Origin of the sequence: Pseudoduganella rhizocola, assembly GCF_045984285.3 — a bacterium.
Lineage (GTDB): Bacteria > Pseudomonadota > Gammaproteobacteria > Burkholderiales > Burkholderiaceae_D > Rugamonas.
In genome coordinates, this window is sequence record NZ_JBJQIK030000009.1 from 24,170 (window position 1) to 43,379 (window position 19,210).

The 19,210-nt window shown below is 66.4% G+C and carries 24 protein-coding genes; 7 read left to right on the top strand and 17 right to left on the bottom strand.

Going from position 1 to position 19,210, the window contains the following annotated elements; translation table 11 throughout:
- Positions 1-168: 168 nt before the first annotated feature.
- The gene (locus ACJRPG_RS18685; protein ID WP_408001616.1) at positions 169-855 is read right to left on the bottom strand and encodes a class II glutamine amidotransferase; all 687 of its coding nucleotides are present in this window, start codon (positions 853-855) and stop codon (positions 169-171) included.
- 193 nt (positions 856-1,048) lie between these two features.
- On the opposite strand from ACJRPG_RS18685, the gene ACJRPG_RS18690 reads away from it, so the two are divergent.
- A complete protein-coding gene (locus ACJRPG_RS18690) occupies positions 1,049-1,870 on the top strand; it encodes an EAL domain-containing protein (RefSeq protein WP_408001617.1) in 822 nt (273 codons plus the stop codon).
- A gap of 105 nt (positions 1,871-1,975) precedes the next feature.
- Positions 1,976-2,590, top strand: coding sequence for a YcbK family protein (locus ACJRPG_RS18695; RefSeq protein WP_445322690.1), 615 nt, complete (start codon positions 1,976-1,978; stop codon positions 2,588-2,590).
- Here the strand turns inward: ACJRPG_RS18695 and ACJRPG_RS18700 are convergent.
- The gene (locus ACJRPG_RS18700; protein WP_408001618.1) at positions 2,587-2,772 is read right to left on the bottom strand and encodes a DUF3460 family protein; all 186 of its coding nucleotides are present in this window, start codon (positions 2,770-2,772) and stop codon (positions 2,587-2,589) included. The two genes, ACJRPG_RS18695 and ACJRPG_RS18700, sit on opposite strands and share 4 nt — an antisense overlap.
- Positions 2,773-2,804: 32 nt before the next feature.
- Between ACJRPG_RS18700 and ACJRPG_RS18705 the strand changes: the two genes are divergently transcribed.
- The 4 genes from ACJRPG_RS18705 to ACJRPG_RS18720 all read left to right on the top strand — a co-directional run bounded on the left by ACJRPG_RS18705 (position 2,805) and on the right by ACJRPG_RS18720 (position 6,965).
- Entirely contained in the window at positions 2,805-3,212 is a 408-nt protein-coding gene (locus ACJRPG_RS18705; RefSeq protein ID WP_408001619.1) for a hypothetical protein, read from the top strand.
- Positions 3,213-3,229: 17 nt separating this feature from the next.
- Positions 3,230-4,015, top strand: a complete 786-nt coding sequence (locus tag ACJRPG_RS18710; protein WP_408001620.1) for a transporter substrate-binding domain-containing protein — start codon at positions 3,230-3,232, stop codon at positions 4,013-4,015.
- A 3-nt stretch (positions 4,016-4,018) separates the two neighbouring features.
- Positions 4,019-4,681 carry an amino acid ABC transporter permease gene (locus ACJRPG_RS18715; protein ID WP_408001621.1) on the top strand — a complete coding sequence of 221 codons (663 nt, stop codon included), beginning with the start codon at positions 4,019-4,021 and terminating at the stop codon, positions 4,679-4,681.
- A 76-nt stretch (positions 4,682-4,757) separates the two neighbouring features.
- Positions 4,758-6,965, top strand: coding sequence for a putative bifunctional diguanylate cyclase/phosphodiesterase (locus ACJRPG_RS18720; protein ID WP_408001622.1), 2,208 nt, complete (start codon positions 4,758-4,760; stop codon positions 6,963-6,965).
- On the opposite strand, the gene ACJRPG_RS18725 is transcribed toward ACJRPG_RS18720, so the two are convergent.
- The 12 genes from ACJRPG_RS18725 to flgB all read right to left on the bottom strand — a co-directional run bounded on the left by ACJRPG_RS18725 (position 6,952) and on the right by flgB (position 16,894).
- The gene (locus ACJRPG_RS18725) at positions 6,952-7,992 is read right to left on the bottom strand and encodes a hypothetical protein (protein WP_408001623.1); all 1,041 of its coding nucleotides are present in this window, start codon (positions 7,990-7,992) and stop codon (positions 6,952-6,954) included. The two genes, ACJRPG_RS18720 and ACJRPG_RS18725, sit on opposite strands and share 14 nt — an antisense overlap.
- A gap of 5 nt (positions 7,993-7,997) precedes the next feature.
- On the bottom strand, positions 7,998-8,909 hold the full coding sequence (gene flgL / locus ACJRPG_RS18730) for a flagellar hook-associated protein FlgL (protein ID WP_408001624.1): 912 nt from the start codon (positions 8,907-8,909) through the stop codon (positions 7,998-8,000).
- 11 nt (positions 8,910-8,920) lie between these two features.
- A complete protein-coding gene (flgK, locus tag ACJRPG_RS18735; protein WP_408001625.1) occupies positions 8,921-10,291 on the bottom strand; it encodes a flagellar hook-associated protein FlgK in 1,371 nt (456 codons plus the stop codon).
- Positions 10,292-10,384: 93 nt separating this feature from the next.
- Complete coding sequence (locus ACJRPG_RS18740) at positions 10,385-10,780, bottom strand: flagellar biosynthesis protein FlgJ (protein WP_408001626.1); 396 nt, start codon at positions 10,778-10,780, stop codon at positions 10,385-10,387.
- Entirely contained in the window at positions 10,780-11,889 is a 1,110-nt protein-coding gene (locus ACJRPG_RS18745; protein WP_408001627.1) for a flagellar basal body P-ring protein FlgI, read from the bottom strand. The genes ACJRPG_RS18740 and ACJRPG_RS18745 overlap by 1 nt, the downstream gene beginning before the upstream one ends.
- Positions 11,890-11,902: 13 nt before the next feature.
- Positions 11,903-12,562: a flagellar basal body L-ring protein FlgH gene (flgH, locus tag ACJRPG_RS18750; protein WP_408001628.1), complete on the bottom strand. Its 660-nt coding sequence runs from the start codon at positions 12,560-12,562 to the stop codon at positions 11,903-11,905.
- On the bottom strand, positions 12,562-13,359 hold the full coding sequence (gene flgG, locus ACJRPG_RS18755; RefSeq protein ID WP_408001629.1) for a flagellar basal-body rod protein FlgG: 798 nt from the start codon (positions 13,357-13,359) through the stop codon (positions 12,562-12,564). The genes flgH and flgG overlap by 1 nt, the downstream gene beginning before the upstream one ends.
- 26 nt (positions 13,360-13,385) lie before the next feature.
- Positions 13,386-14,114: a flagellar basal-body rod protein FlgF gene (gene flgF, locus ACJRPG_RS18760; protein ID WP_408001630.1), complete on the bottom strand. Its 729-nt coding sequence runs from the start codon at positions 14,112-14,114 to the stop codon at positions 13,386-13,388.
- A 15-nt stretch (positions 14,115-14,129) separates the two neighbouring features.
- The gene (locus tag ACJRPG_RS18765; RefSeq protein ID WP_408001631.1) at positions 14,130-15,383 is read right to left on the bottom strand and encodes a flagellar hook protein FlgE; all 1,254 of its coding nucleotides are present in this window, start codon (positions 15,381-15,383) and stop codon (positions 14,130-14,132) included.
- Positions 15,384-15,397: 14 nt separating this feature from the next.
- The gene (locus ACJRPG_RS18770) at positions 15,398-16,099 is read right to left on the bottom strand and encodes a flagellar hook capping FlgD N-terminal domain-containing protein (protein WP_408001632.1); all 702 of its coding nucleotides are present in this window, start codon (positions 16,097-16,099) and stop codon (positions 15,398-15,400) included.
- 3 nt (positions 16,100-16,102) lie between these two features.
- Positions 16,103-16,519 carry a flagellar basal body rod protein FlgC gene (gene flgC, locus ACJRPG_RS18775; protein WP_408001633.1) on the bottom strand — a complete coding sequence of 139 codons (417 nt, stop codon included), beginning with the start codon at positions 16,517-16,519 and terminating at the stop codon, positions 16,103-16,105.
- Between the two features lie 12 nt (positions 16,520-16,531).
- Positions 16,532-16,894 (bottom strand): flagellar basal body rod protein FlgB, encoded by a 363-nt coding sequence (gene flgB / locus ACJRPG_RS18780; protein ID WP_408001634.1) that lies wholly within the window; start codon positions 16,892-16,894, stop codon positions 16,532-16,534.
- 116 nt (positions 16,895-17,010) lie between these two features.
- Here flgB and flgA point away from each other — a divergent pair, with 116 nt between their 5' ends.
- The gene (gene flgA, locus ACJRPG_RS18785) at positions 17,011-17,736 is read left to right on the top strand and encodes a flagellar basal body P-ring formation chaperone FlgA (RefSeq protein WP_408001635.1); all 726 of its coding nucleotides are present in this window, start codon (positions 17,011-17,013) and stop codon (positions 17,734-17,736) included.
- Here the strand turns inward: flgA and ACJRPG_RS18790 are convergent.
- From ACJRPG_RS18790 to flgM, 3 genes are read right to left on the bottom strand one after another with little or no spacing between them, the layout of a single operon-like run.
- Entirely contained in the window at positions 17,733-18,488 is a 756-nt protein-coding gene (locus tag ACJRPG_RS18790) for a glycoside hydrolase family 73 protein (protein WP_408001636.1), read from the bottom strand. The genes flgA and ACJRPG_RS18790 overlap by 4 nt on opposite strands.
- Entirely contained in the window at positions 18,475-18,906 is a 432-nt protein-coding gene (gene flgN / locus ACJRPG_RS18795; protein WP_408001637.1) for a flagellar export chaperone FlgN, read from the bottom strand. Before flgN ends, ACJRPG_RS18790 begins: the two co-directional genes overlap by 14 nt.
- Positions 18,903-19,208 (bottom strand): flagellar biosynthesis anti-sigma factor FlgM, encoded by a 306-nt coding sequence (flgM, locus tag ACJRPG_RS18800; protein WP_408001638.1) that lies wholly within the window; start codon positions 19,206-19,208, stop codon positions 18,903-18,905. The genes flgN and flgM overlap by 4 nt, the downstream gene beginning before the upstream one ends.
- Positions 19,209-19,210 lie beyond the last annotated feature (2 nt).

The following is a 19,210-nucleotide window of genomic DNA, read 5'->3' on the forward strand; positions in this document are numbered from 1 at the left end:
GTGACCATTCGCCCAGAAGTGGCAGATCCTGTCGGAAGTGACTGCGACGGAAGCAGATAAGCATGGCCCTGCGCATCCTTGCGCATTTATCTGCCTCGCAAAACGCTGGAAATTGGGGACGGACCCTAATTTCCATAATCAGGGTCTGTCCCCAATTAAGTTATTGGCTTAGTGGGCGAGGGTGCCGGTGGCGAAGGCTTTGAGTTCGCCGGCGGCGAAGGGGATCCAGCCGCTTTCGCTGTCGACCGGCTCCGTCGCGATCAGGGCCTGGCGGCCGTCGAGGCGGTAGTGCAGCTTGGTCGAGCAGTGGGCGTACAGGGTTTCGCCGTTCGAGAGGATGAAGTTGAAGGTGCCGTGGCTGGCAATGCCGGCTGACAGCTCGGCCAGTGCGGCGCGCAGCTCGACAGCCGGCGGCGCTTCCGCAAAGCGTTCTGCCAGGCGCGACAGCAGGTGGCAGAAGGCGGCCTCGCTGTCGGTGTCGCCCTGCGGCATGAACTGGCCCGCTGCCGGGGCGAAACCCTTCAGGTCGCCGTTGTGCGCGAAGGACCAGGTCTGGCCCCACAGCTTGCGCGCGAACGGGTGGCTGTTTTCCAGCGCGATCCGGCCCTGCGTGGCCTTGCGGATGTGGGCCAGGATGTTGCGCGCCCGCAGCGAGGCGCCGCGGATGCGCGCCGCCAGCGGGGATTCCACACAGGCGCGGTGGTCGGTGAACAGGCGGCAGCGCTTGCCGCTGTGGAAGGCGATGCCCCAGCCGTCCTTGTGCTCGTCAGTACGGCCGCCACGCTCCGCAAACACGTCGAAGAACTGGCCGAGGTCGGCTGGCTTGCTGCTGTTGACTGCGAGGAGCTGGCACATGCTGTTTCACCACCTGATTGAACACGCCTCTACGATACCGGTGGCCGCTTATAACCAGAACTAATCTTTTCTAATATGTTTATGTGAGCCGTGGCATATAACACCGCCGCATAAGCATCGGTGAAACCATTCGTTCCGTAAGCTTGGGGCGGGCCTTAGTCTGGCGCTTTCGATGCAATCCGCAGAGGCAGCAATGACTTACCCCGTTCTCCAGCAGTACTTGGCGCGGCTCGGCGCCGGCGAGAATTCCCACAGCAGCATCTGGCTCGACCAGCAGGGCAGGGCGCGCGGGCGGTTCTTCAACTGCACCATGGGCAGCGTGTTCCAGCCGGTGCGCGAGCTGGACAGCGGGCGCGTCATCGCCGCCGAGGGCCTGGCGCGCAGCGCGAGCGGCGAGGATGATGGCCTGTCGCTGTGGCGCATGCTGGACCATGCGGCCAGCGACGATGAATCCATCGAACTGGACCGCCTGTGCCGCATGCTGCATGCCATTAATTTCTTCCGCCAGCCGGAAAGCGATGGCGTGGACCTGCACCTGAACGTGCACGCCCGCCTGCTGGGCGCCGTGAGCAGCAACCATGGCCATGCTTTCCGCCGCATCCTGGATGCGCTGGGCCTGCCGCTTGAACATATCGTGCTGCAGCTGCCGGAGGCGACGCCGCAGCAGGGCTGGCTGCTCAACTATGTGGCCGACAATTACCGCCGCAACGGTTTCCGCTTCGGCGCGGCCGCCGCCAGCGCGCAGGAAGCCCTGCAGCTGCTGGACCGCGTGCGGCCGGACGTGATCCGGGTCGACGCGCGCCAGCTGGGCGATGCCCGGGCGCTGCCGCAGCTGCTGCAGTGCGCCGCCGAATCCAGCGCGCGCATCGTGTTTCGCCGCGTCGAGGACAGCGCAACCCTCGCGGCCCTCAGCAGTCAGGCCGAGCAGGCCGGCATCTGGCCGCTGGTGCAGGGCCAGGTGCTGGACCAGCCCGCCGCCGCGCTGCCGCGGGCCGAGGAGGCTGCCGCAGCTTAGGCCAGGCTTAAATCTGTAGTAATTTGCGCCACAAACTTAAAGCGCTTTCTCAACTCCCTCCGCTATACGCTATAGTTCACCCTATCGCTATCATGGGATGGTTCTATGGCAACACGCAGAGCATTCATTCAGCAGTCCCTGGCCCTGGTCGGCGCGCCGATGCTGGGCTTCACTTCGGCCAAGGCGCAGGATATTGCGCCGCCGCCGGACCTGTTCGACGCCCAGATGCTGGACCTGGAATTCTGGGTCAAGCCGCGCACCATCGCCGTCACCCGCCCGCAGAGCGGGGAGAAGACCAAGGTGCTGTACTGGCGGGATGGCGAGCTGATCGATTCAGCCTACCAGGAGCTGTGCCACCTGCTGCGCGACGTGAACGGCAAGGAAACCGCGCCCATCGATCCCAAGCTGCTGGAAACCCTGTGGGGCACCCAGGCCTTCGTGGCGCGCTACGGCATCGACAGCCCGGTCGAGATCCTGTCCGGCTACCGCACGCCGGCCTCCAATAAGCGCCTGATCGAGCAGGGCGTGCCGGCCGCGCGCCAGTCCCTGCACATGGAAGGCAAGGCGGCCGATATCCGCATCGCCAACCTGAACGCCGAAGTGCTGGGCGAACTGGTGAAGAGCTTCCGCCAGGGCGGCGTCGGCTTCTATTACCGCGAAGGCCCGCGCGGCGGCTGGATCCACGCCGATACGGGCCTCAAGCGGAGCTGGAAAGGCTAGCTGTAGTAATAGGGATTCGGCGGCACGCTGTCCTTGCGCTGCCGGTCCACCGCGTCCAGGTCAAGCCGGTGGTCCCACCAGATATTCCAGCCGCGGCGCTGGTTTTCCTCGGTGCCGGGGTGCTCTGCCTTGAACTTGTTGAGGAATTCTTCAAATTCCGAGACGTAACGCGTCAGTTTCATCTTCCCTCCTTCTTCGGTTACACTGCTGCGCTATGCAGCCTGATGATAACGATGATGCGGCCCCGCCGCGTTTCCGCCCCGTGCCGTGGATGGCGCTGGAAACGCCGGCCGACGCCGAACTGTGGATCGCCGAACATAACCTCGCCCTGCAGGAGCATGTCGGCAAGAACGAAACCGGCTATGGCGTGCGCTTCACGCTGGCCGAAGGCGGCGACATCTATATGCAGACCGCCGATGGCGCCATTTTCCTCGATGTTACGCCGGACGCCGATTGGGTGTCGCCCCTGATCGTGGCCGTGTCCAAGGATGAGCCGCCGAAAGGCTCGCTGTGGGTGCTGCCCGACGATAAACTGGTGCAGCTGGTGCTGGGCCTGTCTCCGCTGATTGCCAGCACCACCCTCGTAGTCGGCCACAACTTCGGCCGCCGCCGCTTTTTCTGACCGGAAGGAATTCCCGCATGCGCAAACCCGTCCTGAGCTTCGCCGCCGGCCTGTTGCTGGCTGCCGCCTCCCTGCACGCTTCGGCGGCCGGCCTGCTGGCCACCGTCAAGGCGCGCGGCACCGTCACCGTGGCCATGGAGGGCACCTATCCGCCCTTCAATTTCAAGGACCAGAAAACGGGCCAGCTGGCGGGCTACGACGTGGATGTGGCGAACCTGCTGGCGAAAAAGCTGGGCGTAAAGGCGCAGTTCGTGGCCACCGAGTGGCCGGCCATCCTCGCCGGCCTGGCCGCGAAACGCTACGACATGATCGTGTCGCAGGTAACGGTGAACCCGGTGCGCGAGCAGAGCTTCGATTTTTCGACGCCCTATACCTATTCCTCGCCCATGCTCATCCTGCGCAAGGACGACAACAGCAACTACCGCAGCCTGGCCGACCTGAAAGGAAAGCGCGTGGGCGCGGGGCAGGGCAGCGTGTATGAGCAGCAGGCGCGCGCCGCGGGCGGCATCGACGTGAAGAGCTATCCGGCCGCGCCGGAAAACCTGGCCGACCTGGCCGCCGGCCGCATCGACGCCGCGCTGAACGACAGCCTGATCACCGCCTGGCTGCTGAAGACGACGAAGCTGCCGGTCAAGGCCGGCGCCCGCGTGGGCAAGGTGGAGCGCGCGGCCGTTACCTTCCGCAAGGGCGATCCGGAGTTCAAGGCCGCCATCAACAAGGCCCTGGCCGAAGCCACGGCCGACGGCAGCCTGGCCGCGATTTCGGTCAAGTGGTTCGGCATCGACGTCAGCAAGGCGCCGTAAGCGATGGACTGGATGGAACTGCTGGAGCTGGCCGCCCCGGTGATGCTCAAGGGCGCCGGCTATACGGTGCTGTACGCGGTGGCGGCCATGCTGGGCGGCCTGCTGATCGGTTTCCCCGTGGCCGTGCTGCGCATCGTGCCCTGGAAGCTGGCACGCTGGCCGGCCGCCTTCTATGTGAGCCTGTTCCGCGGCACGCCGCTGCTGGTGCAGCTGTTCGTCATTTACTACGGCCTGCCCAGCGTGGGCATCGAGTTCTCGCCGGTCACGGCGGGCGTGCTGGCGCTGAGCCTCAATTCCGGCGCCTACCTGTCGGAAAGCCTGCGCGGCGCCATCCTCAGCGTGGCGCGCGGCCAGTGGTCGGCCAGCTACAGCCTGGGCATGGGCTACGGCGCCACCCTGCGCTGGATCGTGCTGCCGCAGGCCCTGCGCATTGCGGTGCCGGCCATGAGCAACACGCTGATCAGCCTGATCAAGGACACCTCGCTGGTGTCGGTCATCACCATGGCCGAGCTGATGCTTGCCACCAAGGAAGTGATCGCCACCACTTTCCAGCCGCTGCCCCTGTATATGGCTGCGGCGGCCATTTACTGGGTGCTAAGCCTGGCGTTCGAGGCGGTGCAGCGCCATGCCGAGCGGCGCCTGAACCGTTCGCACCAGCACGGCTGAACACCGCTGGGGCTGCTCCCTCGACATCGCCAAACGTGCATGGTAGGCTGGTTCCACTAACCCCAGCGGAGGGCTTATGGAGAAGGACCAGCGTGCGCCGGACCTGCTGCAGGGCCTGGCGCCCGGCGTCGCCGGCATTGCGGGCCTGCTGCCGCATGAGGCCATGCTGGCCGCCATGGGCGGCAGCCGCAGCATGGCCTTGCCCGAAGATTTGCCCCTGAGTCCGGCCCGCCTGCGGCTGGAACGCGAACAGGACCTGTTTAACGAACTCTATCTGCTGGCGCCGGTCGGCTACCTGCTGCTGGGGCTGGACAGCCTTGTATTGCAGAGCAATGTGCTCGCCGCCAGCCTGCTGGGCCTGGTGCGCGGGGCGCCCGGCCGCCACCATTTCCGCGATTTCGTGGTGCCCCGTTTTCATGAGGACTTCGCCGGTTTCATGCGCCATGCGCTGAACAGCGAACAGGCGCAGCGCTGCCAGCTCAAGCTGCGTGCGCGGCCCGGCGCGACCGAATGCGCCGTCACGCTGATCGGCAGCGGCGCGGCGGGCGGCCAGGCGGTGCGCGTGGTCGTGGAGCCGGCGGAAGGGCGGCTGCCAGCCTTGCAGCAGAGCGAGGAGCGCTTCCGCCGCATCGTGCACATGGCGCGCGAAGGGATCTGGGAAATCGACGCCCATGCGCGCACCAGCTTCGTCAACCCGCGCATGGCGGCCATGCTGGGCTACCGCATCGAGGAGATGCTGGACCAGCCCCTGGTGCGCTTCATGGACCGCGAAGGGCGCTCCATCCTGGAACGCAATATCGCGCGCCGCCAGCAGGGCCTGGCCGAGCGCCACGAGTTCAAGTTCCTGCACCGGGCCGGCCATGAGGTATGGGCCAGCCTGGACACCAATCCCATCTTCGACGCCCACGGCAACTATCTCGGCGCGCTGGCCCTGGTCAATGAGCTGGACAGCCAGGGCCTGCCGGCCGGCATGGCCTGGCAGCAGACCAGCTTCGATACCCTGACCGGACTGCCTAACCGCCATATCCTGTACGACCGCCTGGGCCAGGAAATGAAGAAGTGCCGGCGCGGCCAGCACTACCTGGCCCTGCTGTACATCGACCTCGACCAGTTCCGCCTGATCAACGAGCAGCTGGGCCGGGCCCAGGGCGATGTGCTGCTGGCCGAGGCCGCGGTGCGGCTGGGCGCGGCCATGCGCGCTTCCGATTCGCTGGCGCGCACCGGCGGCGACGAGTTCGCGGCCGTGATCGGCGGGCTGGAGGACATCGCCCTGGCCGAACGCGTGGCGCAGCACCTGCTGGGCGCGCTGAACCAGCCTTTCCCGCTGGCAGGCGGCAAGGCCATGGTCTCGGCCAGCGTCGGCATCGCCCTCTATCCTTCGGACGCGGCCGATCCCGAAGACCTGGTGCGGCACGCCGAACAGGCCATGTATGCCGCCAAGAACTCGGGCCGCCACCGCTACAGCTATTTCACCGGCAGCATGCAGGCCGCGGCCCAGCAGCGCCTGCGCCTGGCCGCCGAGCTGCGGCGCGCCGTTGCACAGCAGGAGTTCGAGCTGGTCTACCAGCCCATCGTGCAGCTGGCCACCGGCCAGGTGGCGCGCGCCGAAGCCCTGCTGCGCTGGCGCCATCCGCAGCGCGGCCTGCTGGCGCCGGGCGATTTCATCGGCAGCGCGGAAACGGCCGGCCTGATGGGCGAGATCAGCGACTGGGCCTTCCGCGAGGCGGCGCTGCAGGTGCAGCGCTGGCAGCACGAGCTGGACCGGCCCTTCCAGGTCAGCGTCAACCATTCGCCCAGCCTGCTGCGCGACGGCGGCTGCTGCGATGAGTGGGGCGCTTTCCTGGATGGCCTCGGCCTGCCGCCGCGCAGCATCGTGCTCGATATCGGCGAAGCCGTGCTGGGCGAGGCGGGCCTGGACATGCTGGCCCAGCTGCGCCGCTTCCATGCCATGGGCCTGCAGGTGGCGCTGGACGACTTCGGCACCGGCCAGGCCGCGCTGGCCGACCTCAGCCAGGCCGACATCGACTTCCTGAAAATCGACCACAGCCTGGTGGCCGGCCTGCCGCAGGATGCCGGCCAGCACGCCATGTGCGAGGGCATTGTGGCGCTGGCGCACAAGCTGGGGCTGGAGGTGGTGGCGGAAGGTGTGGAGAATGTGCGGCAGCTGGCCGCGCTGAAGGCGGCAGGCTGCGATTACGCCCAGGGATTCGTGCTGGCGGCGCCGATGCCGGCCGCCCAGGTGGCGGCGCTGGCGCGCCAGGGCAGGGGGCTCAGCGCAAGCTGAGCAGGGATACCACGCGTTCGCGGTTGATGCCCACCAGCGCCGAGGTCAGCGCCAGCAGCGACTGGTAGCCGGGTTCGTCAGCGATATTGGCGAACTGTTCGGCCAGATTGTCCACGCCCGCCGTTTCAATCTCCGGCATGGCGGCATCGGCGCGCACCGACGCGTTGCTCAGTTCGGCACGCACCTTGGCCAGCGCGGCTTCCACATGGGACAGGGCCTGCATCACCTGCTGCAAGGTGGCGCGCATGGCTTCGATATCAGCGGTGCCCCAGGCTTCCGGTGCAATCGGCGACGCTTCCGGCTCGGCTTTCAGGCGGTTCAGCTGGCCGGTCGGGAAGCGGATGCCACTGCCCTGCACGGCGATCGCGTCGCGCACGCCCGGCCAGTTCGCCTCCGAGGTCGAGAACTGCAGCTCGCCCTGCTGGGTCAGGCCGGCGCGCACGCCAACCGGCGACAGGGCGGCGTCAAAGCGGGCCACGATCTCGGCATCCGACAGGCCGGGGCTCAGGTGTACCGAGCGCAGGCTTTGCGGGCCGGTGCCGACCGCCACCGCCAGGGTTTCGCGGCCGCCGTTGCGCAGGTGGGCCAGGGTCATGCCGCGTACGCTGAAGCGCTGCGCCGACGGTTCGGTGCTGTAGTTCAGGCGGTTGTCCAGCGTGCCGCCCGAGGCTTCCTGGCGCTGGCGCCAGGTATCGGCGAACTGGCGGATGCGCTGTTCCACCTGGCCTTCGCGCATCTGGCGCGTGGCCAGCTTGGCGCTGAGGTCCGATTTCAGGGCGCGCAGCTGGGCTGCACTCTGTTCGAGGAAGTCGACCGCCTGTTGGGCGCTGGAGATATCGTTCTGCAAGGGCTGGTCCCAGTTGCTCAGGCCGCGGCGCAAGGGCGCGGAAGGCTGCGCCGGCGCGGAGCCGGCGGCAGTTTCCTGGGCGTCGCTCTGTTCCGCCAGGTTGAGCGGGTCCAGCTGGCTGGCCGAGGTGGCCGGGCCGGCGGTACCGATTCCTGAGGATGAGCGCGGGGCGATTTGCATGGCGGTCAGATGACGTTAAACAGCGAGAGGCCAGTAATCTGGGAATACGACTTGTACGTTGCCTGCAAGGCCAGACTATACCCGTTCAATTCGGTCGCTGCCACCGCGTAATCGAGCGAGCCGATATCGCGGATGGCGGTCTGGTTCGACAGGCTGACGTTGGCGTGGTTTTCTTCCAGCGTTTTCAGCACATTGCCGGCGCCGCCCAGGGTCGCGATCTTGGCGGAGATCAGCGCCAGGGCCGTATCGGTGCCGTCCAGCGCGGCGCGCAGCTTGCCGGCCAGCACAGGTTCGGAACCATTGGTGGTCGCCGTAGCCAGGCCGTCGATCGCCACGTCGAGCAGGTTCAGGTATTGTTCCATGCCTTCCACATCGACGTTCGCATCCTGCGTCACGCCGCTGCCCACCACCACTTCCTGCTTGTTGTTATTGCCCTGGTAGGTGTAGCGCGAACCCAGGGGCTGGGTAGCGTCGTAGCCGATGGCCGCCATATCGGTCTGGGTGCCGGAGAAAGCGTAGTTGCCTTCCTGGTCGCGCTGGTTGGAGGTATAGAACAGGCTGTCGCGCAGCGATACCATGCTGTTGACCATGGCGCGCAGGTCGTCCGCGTTATTACTGGTGTCCGGAGCCCAGACCAGCAGGTCGCGCGCCTCGTTCATGTCCGAAATCATGCTGTCGAGGAAGGCTTCGCTCTTGTTCAGCCGGATCTGCACGGAGGCGATATTGTCGCGGTACTGGCCGACGATGGCTTCTTCGCGCTGCAGGCGCGAAATGCGGACATTGCCGATCGGGTCGTCCGAGGGCACCAGGATGCGGGTGCCGGCCGCCATCTGCTGCGTCAGGCGCGCCAGCGGGTCCTGATTCAGGCTCAGGGAGCGGTTCATCGTGGCCGCAAATTGCATGGAGGCGATACGCATGCTGCTAATCCTTAGTTGAACATCGCCAGCGTGGCGTCGAACAGGTTATTGGCCACGGCCAGCACTTTCATATTGGCCTGATACATATTCTGGAACTCGACCAGGTTGACCGCTTCTTCATCCTTGTTGACCGAGCTGGTCGATGCCCAGTCGTCCTCGGCCTGCTGGCGGATGGTGGTGCTGGTCTTGATCAGCGCCTGGTTCTGTTTGCTCTCCACGGCCAGCTTGCCCACCAGCTGGGTATCGGCGTCGCCCAGGATCACGGTGCCCACCGAATCCAGCGTCACCGTCTGGTTTTTCAGGTCCACCAGCAGCTGCAGGTTGCCGCTGTCGCCCGGCGTGCCATCGGACGAGAAGGCCAGGTCGGTCGAGGTAAAGCCGGGCACGAGGGACATGATGCCGCCGCTGCCGCCGCCATTGAACTGGAAAATGTCGCCGCCCGGCACCGGAGGCGGGCCCAGCGTGAAGCCGGCCGCGTGCTGGGTGTTGACCATGGTGGTCACCTGTTCCGCCAGGTCGAGCAGGGAGGCCTGCAGCGGCAGCAGGGTTTCCTTTTCCATCTTGCCGATGCCGCCCAGGCGGCCGCCCATGCGGGTATCGTCGAGTGCAAAGCTGTTGTTGCCGAAGTTGATTTCCAGCGTGCTGCCGGTCGCCACCACCATCTTGGCGGCCACGCCCGCCACCACCAGCGGCTGCCCGGTGCGCAGCGACACGGTGGCCGTGCCGTCGGACTGCTCGATCACTTCCAGCGCCGCCAGTTCGGACAGCGAGTCGATCGCGCGGTCGCGCTCATCGATCAGGGCCGAGGGATTGGTGCCCAGGGAGCTGGCCTCGGTAATGCGTTTGTTCAGGGTGGCAATCGTCGCCGTCAGGGTATTGAACTGCGGCACCACCGACTCGCGCTGCTGGACGATGGACAGCTGCTGGGTACGGGTCAGCTGGTAAATGCTGTTGATGTTCTGGGCCAGCGCCTCGGCGGTGTGCACCACCTGGCCGCGCAGCGGGGTCGACGTGGGGTCCACGCCCACCGCGTTCAGCGCCTTGAAGAAGTTGTCGATGCCCACGCTGAGGCCGGCCGTCGCATCGCCCATCACCTGTTCCAGCTGGGTCAGGTAAGGCTGGGCCTGCGTGTACTGGGCCATATCGGTGTTGGCGCGCCACAGCTGCTGGGTTTTGTAAGCATCGCTATAGCGCAGCAGCCCGCTCACTTTCACGCCGAAACCGGCGCCCGTGGTGCCTTGGGCCGGGGCGATCGAGTTCAGCAGCACACCCTGGCGGGTGTAGCCTTTCGTTTGCAGATTGGCAATGTTCTGGCTGGTCGTATTCAGCGAGGCCTGCGCTGCGAGGGTGCCGGACAATGCATTATTAATAAGGCTGCTCATGGGCGATTCTTTTTCCTGGTGAGGCGAAAGGCCGGCGTTTGTCAGGCCATGCCGGGCCGTTAACGGTAATAGGCGACCACCCGCGGCGCAATATTAAGCGGGCGGCAGTTTTTTGTCCTGGCTGATCACCGGCTGGGCCGGTGCGGCGGCCGGCTGGGGCAGCAGTTGCCGCAGCAGCACATCGGCCACGCCGAAGGCGCGCCGGTTCGCCAGCTGGTCGGCCACCAGGTTGTCGGCCATGTCCAGCATGTCGTCGTGCACCGAACTCTTGTTCGGGCTGTCGTCCGCGGCCAGCGTGCGGGTGCTGTCGCGCATCTTGTGCAGCATCTGGGCGATGAAGAAGCTCTCGAACTTGAGCGCCGCTTCGGTGGCCTTCTTGCGGTAAGCCGGGTCGTCCTGGGGCGCGGCGGCGGCCTTGATGGTCTCGTCCGCGCCGGTATTGCTGGCCGGCAAGATGGACGAGGGCAGGGGCAGGAAGTCGCCGCTCATCAGATCACCACCAGTTCGCCTTCGATGGCGCCGGCCTGGTCCAGCGCCTGCAGGATGGCCATGATGTCATCCGGCGTCGCGCCCAGGCTGTTGACCACGTCGATAATGGACTGCAGGCGGGCGCCGGCCGGCCATTTGAACATCTGGGCATTGCCCTGGTCCACGCTGACCTGGGACTGCGGCGTGACCGTGGTCTGGCCCTGGCTGAACGGCGCCGGCTGGCTGACCTTGGCACTCTCCGAGATCACCACCTTGAGCGAGCCGTGGGTCACGGCGGCCGCCTTCACGCGCAGGCCGTCGGCGATCACCACGGTGCCGGTGCGTGAATTGAACACCACTTTCGGGTTCTCGGCGCCGACATCGATCGGCAGCGCTTCGAGGCGGGCCATGAAGGCCACGCGCTGGGTCGGGTTCTCCGGCGCCACCACGTCCACGCTGGTGCCGTCCATGGTGGTGGCGATATTGCCGAACTTGCGGTTGATGCTGTCGACGATATTGGTGGCCGTTTCGAACTGCGGATGGCGCAGCGACAGGCGCACCGTGGGATTGGTGGCGAAATCGGTCGGGATCTCGCGCTCGATGATGGCGCCGTTCGGAATGCGGCCGGCGGTCGGCGTATTCACCGTGACCGAGGAGCCGCTCTTGCCGGAGGCGCTCAGGCCGCCCACCACCACATTGCCCTGGGCGATGGCATACACTTCATTATCGGCCGCGCGCAGCTCGGTCAGCAGCAGGGCGCCGCCGCGCAGGCTCTTGGCATCGCCCAGCGAGGACACGGTGACGTCGATCGGCTGGCCGCGGCGGTAGCCGGGCGGGAATACGGCCGATACCATGACGGCGGCCACGTTCTTCGACTTGGCATCGGCGCCGTCCGGCATCTTGACGCCGAACTGCTTCAGCATATTGACGATGGACTGGCTGGAAAACTTCACCTGGGTGGAGTCGCCGCTGCCGTTCAGGCCCACCACCAGGCCGTAGCCCACCAGCGGGTTGTCGCGCACGCCTTCCACGGACACCAGGTTGCGCAGCGCCTGCGCCGCGCCGGCGGGACCGGCGCCCAGCAGGGCCATGGCGCACAGCGCGAGAGGGAGGAGGGATCGGAATTTCATGGTCGCACCTGCATCAGAACGGCATCAGCGGGCCGAGGAAGAAACGGGTCAGCCAGCCCGGCTGGTTGGCTTCGGCCAGCGTGCCCTTGCCGGAATAGGCAATGCGCGCATTGGCGATGCGCAGCGAGGACACCTGGTTGCTGGAATCGATATCGGCCGGGCGCAGGAAGCCGCGCAGGCGCACGAATTCCTCGCCCTGGTTCAGGGTCAGCGCCTTTTCGCCGGCCACGCGCAGCAGGCCGTTCGGCAGCACTTCCTGCACGATCACGGTGATGGCGCCGGACAGGGCGTTCTGCTGGGTGCTGGAGGCGTCGCCTTCGAAGGAATGGCCGCTCGACAGGTCGAGGCCGCCTTTCGGGAAGGTCTTGCCCAGCAGCGAAGGCGGGGCAATGCTCAGGCTGTTGTCCTTGCTCACCGTGGTGCCGGCGCTCTTCGAGGCCTGGGTGGTCTCCTGCAGGATCACGGTGACGACGTCGCCGACGCGGAAGGCGCGGCTGTCCGAGGTCAGCGACAGGCCGCCCTCGCGGTAGACGCCGCCGCCCACGGCGCGCGGCGCAAAGGTACGGGCCACCTGCGGCGGCTCGTCGATCGGTCCCGGCGTCACGGGCGCCGGCTTGAGGCTTGCGCAACCGGCCAGCAGCAGCGCGGCCATTGCGCTCAGTTGCGCTTTCATCAGCGTGCCGCCTGTGCCAGGTACTGCAGCATATTGTCGGCCGCCGACAGCACCTTGGTGTTCATTTCGTAGGTACGCTGGGCGGCGATCATGTCCACCATCTCTTCCACCACCTGCACGTTCGAGCTTTCCAGCGCGCCCTGGCGCAGCTTGCCGAACTGGGCGTCGCCGGGACGGCCTTCGGTCGGCGCGCCGCTGGCGGCCGTTTCCTGGAACAGGTTCTCGCCCATGGCCTGCAGGCCGGCCGGATTGATGAAGGTGGTCACGGTCAGCTGGCCCAGCTCGGTCGGCGCGGTCTGGCCCTGCAGCAGCACCGACACGGTGCCGTTCTCGCCGATGGTCAGGCTGCCGCCGATGGCATTGTTCGGCACCGTGATCTGCGGCACCAGGGGCAGGCCCTGGGCGTTGATCAGCACGCCGTTCTGGTCCACGCCCAGCTGGCCGGCGCGGGTGTAGCCCGCTTCGCCGTTCGGACGGCGCACCTGCAGGAAGCCGTTGCCGTTGACCATCACGTCGTACTGGTTATTGGTCACTTGCACGCCGCCGGTGGTGTGCACCTTCTGCGTGCCCACCACATGGGTGCCGTTACCCAGCTGCACGCCGGTCGGCGCCAGCGTGTTGTTGTCCGCGCGCTGTGCGCCAGGCTGGCCTTCGACCGAGTAGAACAGGTCTTCGAACACCACGCGGTCTTTCTTGTAGCCCACGGTGTTGGCATTGGCCAGGTTGTTGGCGATGGCCTGCAGCTTGGCATCCTGTGCCTGCACGCCGGTCTTGCTGATCCACATTGCTGGATTCATGGCTTACTCCCGAATGGTTGTCTTGCTTAGCCGCCGAGCAGGCGGTTGCCGGCCACGGTCATGTCGTCGCTGGCTTTAAAGAGTTTCATCTGCACTTCGAAGGTGCGGTTCAGGCTCATGGTGGCGATCATTTCCTCCACCGCCGATACATTGCTGCCTTCCAGGTGGCCGGCGCGCACCTGCACCGTGGCATCCGCGTTCAGCGGCTGGCCGTCGCGGGTCACGATCAGGCCCGCTTCGTTCTTGGTCAGCTCCGGACCGTCGGCGCGCACCAGCTTCAGCTTGTCGATGGTCTGCATTTCGCCCAGGCCGCCCGGGCTCTGGATCGAGATGGTGCCGTCGGTGCCGATTTCGATCTTGTTGTACTGGGGCAGGGTGATCGGGCCGCCTTCGCCCAGCACCGGCATGCCGTTCACGGTCAGCGTGCCGTCCGCGTCCAGCGTGAAGCCGCCGGCGCGGGTGTAGGCCTCGCCGGTCGGGCCCTGCACCGCGAAGTAGCCGGGGCCGGACACGGCCACGTCCAGTTCGCGGCCGGTGGCCTTCAGCACGCCCTGCTTGGTGGAGATGGCATTGGCCTGCAGGTTGGCCATATGGCGGTCGTCGTAGCCGTAGCCCGGCACCGCCTGGGCGGCCGCCAGTTCCAGGTTGGCACGGAAACCATTGGTGTCCATGTTCGCCAGGTTGTTGGCGTGTACCTGCTGGCCGCGCAGGGCCCGCTCGGCCCCGCTCATTGCTGTGTAGATCAGCGCATCCATGTCGGCTCAGTCTCTTTACATCGCCTGCATCAGCGACTGCAGCATCTGGTTCTCGGTGGTGATGACCTTCGAGTTCGCCTGGTAATTGCGCTGCGAAGTCATCAGGCCCACCAGTTCCGAGGTGATGTCCACGTTCGAGCCTTCCAGGGTCTGGGCCGACAGGGTGCCGGCCAGGCCGATGCCCGGATTTTCCACGTTCACGTCGCCGGCTGCGGTATTGGCGGTCCAGCTGGTGTTGTCGGCCTGGGTCAGGGCGTCTTCGTTAGGGAAGGTGGCAATGCCGATCACGCCGACGCGCTGGCGCTCGCCGTTCGAGTATTTGGCGATCACGCTGCCATCGTCCTGCAGCTCGACGCCGACATAGTTGCCGGAGGAGTAGCCATCCGCCTTGTTGGTCGAGGTTACGGCATCGCCGGCCTGGAAGGTGGTACCTCTCCAGTCGATGGTGAACAGCAGGGGATCCGCACCGGCAATCGGCAGCCCGGGTGGCGTGTTGCCGTCGCCGGGCGTAAAGCTGGTGATGGCCGGCGCTACGTCGATCAGTTTGCCGGTCGCATCGAATTCGAGGGTAGGCGGCGTAGCCGGGGTAGTGACTTCTTCGCCGTCAAAGGCGATGTGGACCTGGACCGTGTCGGCATCCACTTTCACGAAGTACTGTGTAATCGTGTGTTCGGTACCGCGCGAGTCGTACACCAGCGTGGTCTTGGTCATGTTGTAGTCGTCCACGTCCGGCACCGTGGGCGGCGTGGTGGTAGTGGTCGGCGGGGTCCACAGGGTGGGGTCCGGAATGGTCCAGTCGAGTGACAGGTTGGCGACATATTTCATGTCGGTGGTTGGCTTGGCCGGGATCAGGCCGGTCGGAACCTTCAGGTCGCCCAGCGGGCCCTGGGTCGTGGCGCCGGGCGCGATCGGGAAGCCTTGCACCTTGCGGCCGTTGGCATCGACCAGGAAGTCGTCAGCATTCTTGGTGAACAGACCGACACGGCTGTACACGGTCTGGCCGCTGTTGTCTTTCAGCACGAAGAAGCCGCGGCCGTTGATCGAGGCGTCGGTGGCGCGGCCGGTGTTCAGCACGCCGCCGTTCAGACCGATGCTCTGGGTGGTCGAGGTCACCTGGGTGCCGACCGGCGTGGTGCCTGCGTACATGGCCGAGAAGTTGGCGCGCGAGGACTTGAAGCCGTAGGTCCCGGCGTTGGCGATATTGTTCGAAATGGTATCCAGCTGCTCGTTGATGGCCTGGATGCCGGACAGGGCGATATCGAAACTCATGGTGTTTCCTTTCCTTATTGAGCGGAAGACGTTGCGCCGGCAGTGGCGACAGTGGAAGTGGTGGCTTTGCCGTTGAAGGCGGTGATGGCGCCCGGCGCCACTTCGCCCACATTGGCGACATTCAGGACGATGGCGCCGCCGGCGCCGAGGCGCACGCTGTTCAGGCGGCCAGCGATGTCGACCGGCGGTTCCTCGCCGGTGCTGGTGGTGACTTTCAGCTTGTAGGTGCCGGCCGGCAGGCCGAGCGCCGTCGGGTCGACGGAGAAGGGCACCGAGCCGGCCGCCACGGAGCCGAGCTCGACCTTGTATTCCTTGCCGCCCACGCTGGTCAGCACCAGCGTGGTCTTGGTGCTCGACGCGCCCAGCGTGACTTCGCCCTTGACCTTGGCGCCGTCCAGCTGCACCTGGTCGACATTGACCATGACGTCGGAGCCCACCTGGGCGCCCAGGGCCAGCACCTGCATGCTCTGCAGCACGCTGGCGTTCGCGCTGGTCAGGTTGGACAGGTTCTGCAGCGCTTCGGTCTGCGCCAGCTGGGTCAGCTGCTGCACGAACTGGGCCGGGTCGCTGGGCGCCAGCGGATCCTGGTTCTTGATCTGGGCCACCAGCAGCTTGGTAAACATGTCCTGCTGCGCGCTGACGCCGTTCTGCAGCGGATTGTTGGCATTGGCCGCCGCATTGGCGCTGCTGCCGAAGTAATTGGTATCGATCGCCATGGCTTAGCCTTCGCCGAGTTTGAGCAGCGACTGCTGCATGCCGCGGATGCGTCCCAGCACCTCGACATTGGTTTCGAAAGCGCGCGAGGCGGACATCATGTCCGTCATCTCGGCCACCTGGTTGACATTCGGGTAGAACACCATGCCCTCGGCGTTGGCCAGAGGATTGTCCGGTTCATACACGCGGCGCAGCGGCTCGGCGCTTTGCACCACGTCCAGCACCTGCACCCGGCCGCCCGCGTTCGGGTCCAGGCCTTCGTTCATCACGGCCGCGAAGACCGGCTTGCGGGCGCGGTAGGTTTCGTTCTCGCTGCCGGCCACTGAATCGGCATTGGCCAGATTCGATGCCACCGTATTCAGGCGCACGGTCTGCGCCGCCATCGCCGAGCCGGCGATCTGGGATATATCCTTGAAGCTCATGGGCTACCTCGCCTATTGGCCGTTGATGGCCTTGGCCAGACCGCGCAGCTTCATGTTCACGAAGGTGAGGCTGGTCTGGAAATCGGTTGCGTTCTGCGAAAAGGCCGCCTGCTCGACACCGATCTCGACGGTATTGCCGTCGGCGGTCGGGTGGTAGGGCACGCGGTACAGCGGCGACGAGTCGCCGTCCAGTGGCAGTTCGCCGTTTGCTTCAGCCTGCAGGCGCGCCATGGAAGACGCGAAGTCGATATCCTGCGCCTGGAAGCCCGGCGTATTTTCGTTGGCGATGTTGGAAGCGAGGATGCGGGTGCGTTCGGCGCGCAGATGTAATGCATCCGCATGCGGGCCGGCAGCGTCCTTGAAATTGATTCCCATATTTTTCCCCAGTTTTGTTGGCTGCGGTTGCCTGCCGGAAGGAGGGCGTGTGAAAATGGCGCCCAAGCGATTTCCGGCGTGAAACCGCCGCACTCATCATAGTAAAGGTATTGCCCATGCTCAACAACCCCCCTGTGTGCTACTTTTTAGCATTTTTAGCGCTGGCCGCAACACCGGCGCTGCAGGCGGCGGCGCCGGACCAGGGCGGGGTGGCGGCCCAGGTGCAGAAAGCGGCCCGGGAACAGCTGGTGCGCTACGCGGAAAGCGCCGGCCTGAACGACCCTGCTTTCGATGTCGAAGTGGCCAGGACCGGGCGCCCCGCCGCGCCCTGCGGCCAGCCGGTCAGAGTGGAGGCGGCCGATACCCGCAATCCGGCCCGCATGCGCTTCATCGCCGTCTGCCCGGAGCCGGGCGGCTGGCGCTACGATTTCCAGACCCGCAACCGGATCACGGCCCGTGTTGTGGTTGCGGCAAATGACGTGCCTGCAGGGAAACTTTTATCCCCGAACGACCTGTTGCTGGAGCGCCACGACATCAGCACCATTCCGGACGCCCTGTCCGACCTGGGGGCGGTGGCCGAGATGTCGGCCCGCCGTTCGCTGCGCACGGGCGACGTGCTGCGCCAGAACATGCTGACGGCGCCGCTGCTGGTGAAGCGGGGCGACCCGGTGCGCATCGTGGCGCGGCGCGACCAGATTGAGGTAAGCATGGCGGGCGAAGCGCTGGATGCGGGCGCGCGCGGCGCCGTGGTGCGGGTGAAGAATGCCAGCGGCAATACCATCCGCGCCCGGGTCACGGACCTGGGGCAGGTGGAGCCGGCCGATACCCCGGCCGCGAATTAGTTGGAGAGGGCGGAAATGCGTTTGGCCACGCTGGCCAGCTTGTCCGCGTAGGACGGGTCGGTGGCATAGCCGCCCGCTGCCAGCCCCCTGGCGAAGGCCTGGGCATCGTTGCCGGCATTGAGCGCATGCTGGTAGCGCGGATTGCCGGCCAGCAGGCTGGCGTAGTCGCGGAAGGCGCTGGCCTGGTCCGGGTAGCTGCGGAAGCGCTCCACCTTGCGCAGCGCCACGCCTCCTTCGTATTCGGTGGTGGCGGCGGCCGCCACGGCGCCCTGCCATCCGCTGCCGGCCTTGATCCCGAACAGATTATTGCTGTCGGCCGCGCCCTGGCGCAGCGGGCGCTGGCCCCAGCCCGATTCCAGCGCGGCATGGGCCGCCACCAGGTCCGGCGACACGCCCAGTTTCTGGCCCGCCTCTTCGGCATAGGGCCGGATGGAGGCCAGGAAGGCCTGCTGCAGCGGCTGGTCCACACCCTCGGCCTGCGGCTCGGTGCCGCCGATCGCGGCCTGGCTGTTCAGGCGCGCACGCAGTGCGGCGCCGTCCACATTCAGGCCGGCCGCCGGGGCCGCGAACGCGGCGCCGCTGCCGCTCTCGATGAAGCCGGCCACCTCGGCCTGCACGGCCAGGAAGGTGGAGGAAAAGCGCGCGCCGCCGCTGTTGCCGAAGGCGGCAGGCAGGGCAGGGCGCGTCGCCGTGACATTGGAGACGGTGGCGGCGGTGGCTGCGGTCGGCAGCGTGAATTCAGGCCGGCTCATAGGTCTGGTCGTCGCCATGCAGCACGCGCTGCATGATGGTGTACTGCTCGGCCATCAGGTCGCCGTTGCGGCGGCTCAGGGCCTTGGCGCTGATGACCTGCTGTTCCAGCGCGGCCCAGTCGGCCAGCACGCGGGCCCGGGCGTCCGGGCGCAGCAGGGCGAACACGGCGTCCATGCTCGGTTGCGGGCCGGCCAGCACGGTGGCCAGTTCGACGCGGCGCGCGCGGCGCGTTTCCAGCGCCGTGGCCACCTGGCCCAGCTGTTCAGCGAGCTCGGCCAGCATGCCGAGCTTGTGGCTGATGGCGGCGCGGAACTGCTGTTCCAGCAGCTCCAGCAGCTTCGCATAATCCTGCGCATCGTCCGCAATGCCTTGCAGCAGCTGCTTCATGGCTTCCGGGCGCGCAATGGCTTCCGTCACTTTTCGCCTCCATGGAAGCGCTGGATCAGGCCCGCCAGCTTGCCGGCGTTGAAGGGCAGCTCGCCCTTGGCCAGCGCGTCGCGCAGCTCGGCCACGCGCTCGTGGTCGATATCCGGCATCTCCTTCATGGCCTGCAGCGCAGGCTGCAGCACGGCCGATTGCAGGGCCTGCTGGGGCGCGGCAGCGGGGGCGCGCACGGCTTCCGCCGGCGCTGCGTCGGTAACGGTCTGTACCACGACGCCGCCTGGCGTACCGGTAACAATTCTCATGCGTGGCCCCCTTGCCTTGGTTTCGATGCTCATGC